Here is an 8,408-nt window from a genome sequence, read left to right as displayed (position 1 = left end):
ATCAAACACGTTTTAAGAACGATTCCTTCTGGAATTTTCCACAAAAACGCAATTAATATCATTGGAAATGGAGTGGTAATCGACCCGGTAGTTTTCCAAAAAGAAATTGAAGGTTTAGCAAAATTCAACATGGATGTTACAGCTAAATTATTCATTTCAAGAAAAGCCCACTTAATTTTACCAACACACCGTTTGTTAGATGCCGCTTCTGAAGCATCAAAAGGAAAAGCAAAAATTGGTTCTACTTTAAAAGGAATTGGTCCAACATATATGGACAAAACGGGTAGAAACGGACTTAGAGTTGGAGATATCGAATTAGAAGATTTCAAAGAAAGATATAGAGCATTAGCAGATAAGCATGAAGCAATGATAGCTTTCTACGATGTAGAATTACAATACAACTTAAAAGAAATGGAAGATGAGTTTTTTGCAGCAGTAGAAGACTTGAAAAAATTAACTTTCATTGATAGCGAAGAATATTTAAACAAAGCTTTAAAAGAAGGAAAATCAATCTTAGCAGAAGGAGCGCAAGGTTCTTTATTAGATGTTGATTTTGGAACGTATCCATACGTAACTTCTTCTAATACAACAGCAGCTGGAGCTTGTACAGGTTTAGGAATTGCACCTAATAAAGTAAAAGATGTTTTCGGAATTTTCAAAGCGTACACAACACGTGTAGGTAGCGGTCCTTTCCCTACAGAAGATTTCGAAGAAGCTGGACAAACAATGGCTAAAGTGGGTAACGAATTTGGTTCTGTTACTGGACGTGCACGTCGTTGTGGTTGGTTGGATTTAGTGGCTTTAAAATATGCCGTTCAAGTTAATGGTGTTACGCAATTGTATATGATGAAAGGTGACGTACTTTCTGGATTTGACACCTTACAAGTTTGTACAGGTTACAACTATAAAGGACAAAAAATTCAACATTTACCATATAATATTGAACCTGAAAATGTAACTCCAATTTTCACCGAAATGAAAGGTTGGAAAGCCGATTTAACAGGCATGACAAGATATGATGAATTACCACAAGAATTAAAAGAGTACATCGAATTTATTGAGAAAGAAGTTGAAGTGCCAATTAAAGTAATTTCAGTTGGACCAGACAGAAAACAAACGATAACAAAATAATTTCTTAAAAACGCTTTCAATTGAAAGCGTTTTTTTTATCTTTACAAGAAAGCACTTTAAATCATGAAGAAAATAGCCGTTTTATTTCTTATTCTTATACTTGCATCATGTTCAGATGACGCAGATGATAATGCAATTCAAAATCCAAATCGAGAATTATCAATCTTAAAAGTTGATTTTTTAACCCATACTTTTGAAGGTGGTAATAGCTTTGAATTTAACAACATTGCTATGACAAACACTTTACCTATCGAAGAAATTTATGTTGCTCCTGGTGATTTTGGAAGTTATACCCTAAAATTTACACCTACAAACGAAGTTATTTTTGATGGTCCAATCGCATGGATGGGAGGCTCTTACGACTTACCATTAGACTATAATCCATCTGATTATGAAACCACTACGTTTAATCCAACTATAAATTTAGATGAAATTGAATATTTCTTGCCTACTGCAGATATTTTGGCAGGTGAAGGATACACAAACTTTGATTATACGAGCGTTTGGAATTCCATCAAGAATCTTCAAGTTACCAATGATTGTTTAAATAATAATGGGAAAATTGGCTTTGTTCTTTACACACCTGGATTAGGCTTATTTCAACCTGAAAACGCTTATTGGTTAGTAATTCTTTACAAATAAACTAATTTTCAAACACCATAAAGTGATAAATTATTCTTAATTATCAGTCGTTTTTAGAGTTTTTACTTAAATTTGGCTCAAAATAAATCCGACTTGAAAAACACATTTTTTTATATCGCCTTTTTAATGCTAACTGTAACTTTTTCGTTAGCTCAAGAAAAGAAAAAAATCATCATAGAAAACTCGGATTTCGTTGATATGAATCAAACCGAGATTCCAGGCGCAATTGTGTTTACTGGAAATGTACGTATTATCCATAATGGCGTAAAAATGTTTTGCAACAAAGCCTATCATTTTAAAGATGAAAATTACATAAAAGCATTTGGAAACGTTCAAATGAATCAAGGAGACACCATTACCATGAACAGCCGTTATGCAGAATACAATGGTGATAAAGAACTTGCTTTTGCTACGGGAGATGTGGTTTTACGTTCGCCAGAATCTACATTGACAACCGATACCGTTTATTTTGACAAGAAAAATCAAGTAGCATCTTACAATACCTACGGTACCATTCACAACAAAGAAAATACGTTGAAAAGTAAATCAGGACGCTATTATGTAGACCAAAAAAAATACAAATTTACAACCGCAGTAACGGTTACGAATCCAGAAAGCACAATCAAAACCAATAATTTAGATTATTACGAAAATTCAGGTCACGCCTATGTTTTTGGACCTTCAACTATTACTAGCAAAGAAAACGTAATTTATACCGAAAACGGATTCTACGATACCACAAACGACATCGGAAAACTCTCCAAAAACTCCAAAATAACGCTCGACAATAAAATAATCGAAGGTGATGATTTGTATTACGACAGAAAGAAAAATTATTCGAGAGGTATTAATAATGTAAAAATTACCGATACAATTAACAACGTAATCGCTACAGGTCATTATGCTGAATTATACCGAAATGCCGCTACCAAAAAAGACTCAATGATTTTAACCAAAAGAGCTTTAGTAAAAACATTGGTGGAAAAAGATACAATGTACATGCATGGTAAAAAAATCATTGTTTCGGGTCCGCAAGAAGATCGTGTAATTCGTGCTTTTAACAACGTTAGATTTTATAAAAGTGATATGAGTGGGAAATGTGATTCGCTCCATTCAAACAATAAAACACAACTAACAAAATTAATTGGGCGCCCAATTCTTTGGAACAATGAGAATCAAATGACGGGTGACATTATGCATTTAATTGGAAATAACAAAACCCAAAAATTAGATTCGCTAAAAGTTCTCAATAACGCTTTTATTATTCAAAAAGATAGTCTTAGTAAAAATGGCTACAATCAGATTAAAGGGCAAAATTTATTTGGAAAATTTATTGAAAGTAAACTAAAAGAAGTCGATGTTGTGAAAAATGCGGAAGTCATTTATTACATGTACAACGATGCCAACGAATTTATAGGTATCAACAAAACAGTTTGTAGTAAAATCAATTTAGAATTAGAGGCTAACAAAATCAATTCAATTACTTTCTTTACAAAAACAGATAGTTTTATTTATCCTGAAGCTGAGTTTCCAGAAAACGCACGAAAACTAAGAGGTTTCCTTTGGCGTGGTGATGAACGCATCTTATCAAAAGATGATATTTTCCCAGCAGAAGAAATTGCATTAGACGATAAAATTCAAATCGACGCCAAAAAGAAAGCAAAAGAAGCTGCAAAACCAATGGAAATTCTTCCAGAAACTTTAGATTTCGACGAAAACAAAAAAGCGAAAGAAAAGAAAATCGAGAAAAAAGCAGACTCAAAAAAGAAAACTGTGAAGAAGTAATAAGCCGTAAGTTTTATGCTAAATATTGTTTAGTAATTCACAACAAAGTTTTGAGCCATTGCTAGAAACCTAAAGCAGATTAAAATGATTGACGATTTTTTTAAATACCAAGCACAAACCTCACCTCACCCATTAGCTATGGAAATTTCTCATGCTAAGGGTTCTTATATTTACGACACAGAAGGCAATGCCTATTTAGATATGGTTGCTGGAGTTTCTGCTTGCACATTAGGACATCAACCAAAGCGTGTAAATGATGCTATTAAAAAACAATTAGATACTTATTCTCATGTGATGGTGTATGGGGAATATGCCCAACATCCAGCAACAGAATTATGTAAGTTGTTAGCAGAATATCTTCCCTATCCACTTACGAAAACGTATTTGGTAAACTCAGGAACGGAAGCTATTGAAGGCGCTTTAAAATTAGCTCGTCGTGTAACAGGCAGAAGTCAATTGATTTCGTGTCATAATGCGTATCATGGGAATACTATGGGAAGCATGAGTGTAATGGGATTTGAGGAACGTAAGCAAATTTTTCGCCCGTTAATTCCTGATGTGGATTTTATTACATTTAATAACGAAGCGGATTTAGAAAAAATCACTACCAAAACAGCTGGAGTTTTATTAGAAACGATTCAGGGTGGTGCTGGTTTTATTGAACCTCAAAACGATTTTCTTAAAAAAGTACGCCAACGTTGTGATGAAGTGGGCACTATCATGATATTAGACGAAATCCAACCCGGATTTGGTCGCACTGGAAAACTTTTCGGATTTCAAAACTACGATGTTATTCCCGATGTGGTGGTTATGGGTAAAGGAATGGGAGGTGGAATGCCTGTAGGCGCTTTCACCGCATCTGAAAAAATGATGGATTTACTAAGTCATGATCCTAAATTAGGTCACATTACCACTTTTGGCGGACATCCTGTCATAGCAGCAGCGAGTTTAGCAACATTACAAGAAGTTACCGAAACTAATTTAATGGCTGAAACTTTAGAAAAAGAACAACTTTTCAAAAAGCTTTTAGTACATCCATTAATCAAAGAAATTCGCGGCAGAGGACTTATGTTGGCTGCAATGACTGATTCTCCTGAAATTACAAATGAAGTGATTTTACGTTGTCATAAAAGAGGTGTTATTTTATTTTGGCTCCTTTTCGAAGGTTGCGCTGTTCGAATTACACCGCCATTAACCATCAGTAATGAAGAAATTAAAAAAGGTTGTGGCATTATTATTGAGGTATTAAATGAGATAGAAAAAGAAATGAAATGATGGATGATGGAAGATGGGAGTTTAATGTTTTTTTTAACTCAAACTAAATTTTGAAATTGATTTTTGACATTGCTCTTGCAATTGTAAATTGTTAATTAAATTGTTTAAAACAATTCACACCCAAAACCACTACCCCAATATTATTCCTTACTTTTAATAAGGATAAAATCATAAAACGAAGCGCATGAATTTGAGTCACGAAGAAGAAGAAAACAGCTTGTCTTTATCTAAATTTGAATCGATGTTAAAAACCAACAAAGTTTTTTTCTTTGATTCGGAAGAGTTTGAAGACATCATTCTTCATTATATGGATACAGGTCGATTGAATTTGGCCAAAAAAGCGCTAAAATTAGGTTTAGAACAACATCCAAAATCTACTGGATTAAAATTAGTTCAAGTAGAAATGTTGGTTTACGAAGACAAACTCGATATTGCTGAAAAGCTTCTTAATGAGTTGTATGCTATTGAACCAACTAACGAAGAAATCTATATTCAAAAAGCCAACATACATTCTAAAAGAGACGAACACGAAAAGGCCATTTCTTATCTGGAAATTGCTTTAAAATATACAGATGATTATGCTGATGTATATTCTATGATAGGTATGGAATACCTGTTTATGGATAATTTAGAAATGGCTAAAGAAAATTTTATCAAATGTTTAGATGAAGACACCGAAGATTATTCAGCACTTTATAACGTGGTGTATTGTTTTGATTTCTTAGATCAAAATGAAGAAGCCATCGTTTATCTAAACCGATTCATTGACAGAAATCCCTATAGCGAAGTCGCTTGGCACCAATTAGGACGCCAATATTACGCATTAAAAAACTACGAAAAAGCAGTTTGGGCTTTTGATTATGCAACTTTAATTGACGAAACCTTTTTAGGTGCGTACATGGAAAAAGCAAAATCATACGAAAAACTCAAAAAATATCAAGAAGCGATTGATTGCTATAATGTTACATTAGAATTAGACGATCCTTCATCATTCGTATTGCTTCGTGTGGCAAAATGTTATGAGCGATTAGGTAACTTTGAATTTGCTTTAAATTATTATTTAAAAACAGTTCACGAAGATCCGTTGTTAGACAAAGGTTGGATTGCGATTACAGATTTTTACATTCGTCAAAAAAACTTCCAAAAAGCGTTGTACTATGTAAATAAAGCGATTGGAATTGATGGTGACAATTCGTTATATTGGAAGCGTTTTGCCGCTGTAAATAGTGCCTTACATTTTTTTGAAGAAGCAGAATATGGTTACCGCAAAGCATTTGAATGTGGTGATATTAATTTAGACACATTCACACTTTGGACAGACGTTTTACAATATTTAGGTGAATTTGAAACTGCTCTTGAAATTCTATTAGAAGCCAGCAATGTTTTACCAGATGAATACGAAATTGAGTACCGTTTGGCAGGATTGTATTTCCTAATGGACGATGTTACAAAAGGAAATCTTCATTTAATTAATGGGATGAAATTAGAATCAAAACACCTAACTTTGTTTCAAGAGTTATTCCCAGTAGTTTGGGAAAGAACAGAAGTTCAGAATACGATATTAAAGTTTAAAAAATAGAAATAAAAAAACATATTAAAAAACTATTTGTCAAGCTGAACTCGTTTCAGCTTCTTTTATGATACAAATTAAGATTCTGAAACAAGTTCAGAATGACAACTGTTAACTTTTGAAAAATTACTATTTATTGCAATGAGAAAACTATTTCCTGATTATTTGATTATTACGCTTAAAGGTTTAGCCATGGGTGCTGCCGATGTTGTTCCAGGTGTTTCTGGTGGAACTATTGCTTTTATTTCTGGAATTTATCAAGAATTGATTGATAGCATTAACAATGTGAATCTTTCTGTCATAAAAACATTAAAAAAAGACGGATTAAAAGCGGCTTGGAAACAAGTAAACGGTAGTTTTTTATTGGCTTTATTAACCGGAATTGGAATCAGTATTTTGACTTTTTCTAAAGTGATAACCCATTTATTGGAAACCCAACCTATTTTAGTTTGGTCTTTTTTCTTTGGTTTAATTATAGCCAGTATTACACTAATTTGGAAAGAAATTACGAGTTGGAAATTAGTTGACATCCTTTTTTTATTGATAGGAATTACGATTTCGTATTACATTACTATTGCTCGACCAGTGAGTTCTCCTGATAGTTATTGGTATTTATTTTTATCCGGATTTATTGCGATTATTGCCATGATTTTACCCGGAATTTCTGGCGCTTTTATTTTACTTTTAATGGGTTCATATGAAACCGTAATTGGAACAATCAATACTTTCAGAGAAGGATTAACTTCAGCCAATTCAGAAATCTTAACACAAGCTTTATTAAAATTAGGCATTTTTGCACTTGGCTGCATTATCGGATTAAAATCATTTTCTAAAGTATTACACTGGATGTTTGCTAATCATAAAAATACCACCCTAACATTGTTAGTAGGATTTATGGTAGGTTCATTAAATAAAGTTTGGCCTTGGAAAGAAGTTTTAGAAACCAGAATCAATAGTCATGGCGAAGTGGTGCCCTATATTGACCAAAGTATTTTACCCCAAAATTTCAATGGTGAACCGCAAATTGCGATGGCTGTTATATTAGCCATTTTAGGATTTATATTGATTTTTGGAATGGAAAAAATGGCAAGTAAACTAGGAAAAAACTAAAATTATTAAAAAAAATAACATTCATGTAACAAATAAAAACATGAGTCTGATTATATTTGATAAATAGTAATTTTTAACTCAATACCAATGAAAAAGAAAACAAAAAAACAGTTGAAATTTGGCTTAATTGGCCAAAATATTAGCTATTCTTTTTCAAAAAAATATTTCAATGAGAAGTTTGAAATTGGTCATTTTGACAATTGTGAATACAAAAATTACGATATTGAAAACATTAAAGAGTTTCCCAAAATAATCACAGAAATTAAAGGTTTACGTGGTTTAAATGTTACTATTCCCTACAAAGAAGAGATTATTCCATATTTGGATAAATTATCAAAAACAGCTAAGAAAATAGGCGCTGTAAACTGCATAACCATTTCCAAAAAGAAAAAACTAAAAGGTTACAACACCGATTATCACGGATTCAAAAAATCGATACAACCTTTATTGAAAGAGCATCATAAAAAAGCATTAATTTTAGGAACGGGTGGTGCAAGTAAAGCCATTGCTTACGCTTTACGAAGCTTGAAAATTGAATATGATTTTGTTTCCAGAACGGCTGATGAATTTCAATACAAATACGAAGAATTAGATGCTTCTATTTTTGAAGAGTACACAATTATCATCAACACTACTCCAGTAGGAACACATCCGAATGTAGACGATTGTCCGAATTTAGATTACAGTTTGTTTACCAAAAAACATATTGCTTACGACTTAATTTACAATCCAGAAGAAACCTCATTTTTAAGAAAAGCCAAAGCTCAAGGCGCCGTGACGAAAAACGGTTACGAAATGTTGGTTTTACAGGCAGAAAAGGCTTGGAAGATTTGGAATGAGTAGATTAGCACGCGGATTAGACAGATTTTCAAGCGCTGATTGCAACTGATTTCTT

7 protein-coding genes are annotated in these 8,408 nt (G+C 32.8%); all 7 read left to right on the top strand.

Annotated features, from left to right (window positions below):
- On the top strand, positions 1 to 1,131 hold a 1,131-nt coding region (locus B4I81_RS11145; RefSeq protein ID WP_291110652.1), incomplete at its 5' end, for an adenylosuccinate synthase.
- Positions 1,132 to 1,194: 63 nt separating this feature from the next.
- Positions 1,195 to 1,773, top strand: coding sequence for a hypothetical protein (locus tag B4I81_RS11140; protein ID WP_291110650.1), 579 nt, complete (start codon positions 1,195 to 1,197; stop codon positions 1,771 to 1,773).
- Positions 1,774 to 1,866: 93 nt separating this feature from the next.
- Positions 1,867 to 3,558: an OstA-like protein gene (locus B4I81_RS11135; RefSeq protein ID WP_414655103.1), complete on the top strand. Its 1,692-nt coding sequence runs from the start codon at positions 1,867 to 1,869 to the stop codon at positions 3,556 to 3,558.
- Between the two features lie 84 nt (positions 3,559 to 3,642).
- Entirely contained in the window at positions 3,643 to 4,833 is a 1,191-nt protein-coding gene (locus B4I81_RS11130; protein WP_291110648.1) for an aspartate aminotransferase family protein, read from the top strand.
- A gap of 184 nt (positions 4,834 to 5,017) precedes the next feature.
- Positions 5,018 to 6,412, top strand: a complete 1,395-nt coding sequence (locus tag B4I81_RS11125) for a tetratricopeptide repeat protein (protein ID WP_291110646.1) — start codon at positions 5,018 to 5,020, stop codon at positions 6,410 to 6,412.
- Between the two features lie 132 nt (positions 6,413 to 6,544).
- Positions 6,545 to 7,513: a DUF368 domain-containing protein gene (locus B4I81_RS11120; protein WP_291110644.1), complete on the top strand. Its 969-nt coding sequence runs from the start codon at positions 6,545 to 6,547 to the stop codon at positions 7,511 to 7,513.
- An 87-nt stretch (positions 7,514 to 7,600) separates the two neighbouring features.
- A complete protein-coding gene (locus tag B4I81_RS11115; protein ID WP_291110642.1) occupies positions 7,601 to 8,356 on the top strand; it encodes a shikimate dehydrogenase family protein in 756 nt (251 codons plus the stop codon).
- Positions 8,357 to 8,408 lie beyond the last annotated feature (52 nt).

It is taken from the genome of Flavobacterium sp. UBA6195, assembly GCF_002422095.1.
Taxonomy (GTDB): Bacteria; Bacteroidota; Bacteroidia; order Flavobacteriales; family Flavobacteriaceae; genus Flavobacterium.
Note: the sequence above shows the minus strand (reverse complement) of the source record. Positions and strands in the feature narration are given on the sequence as shown.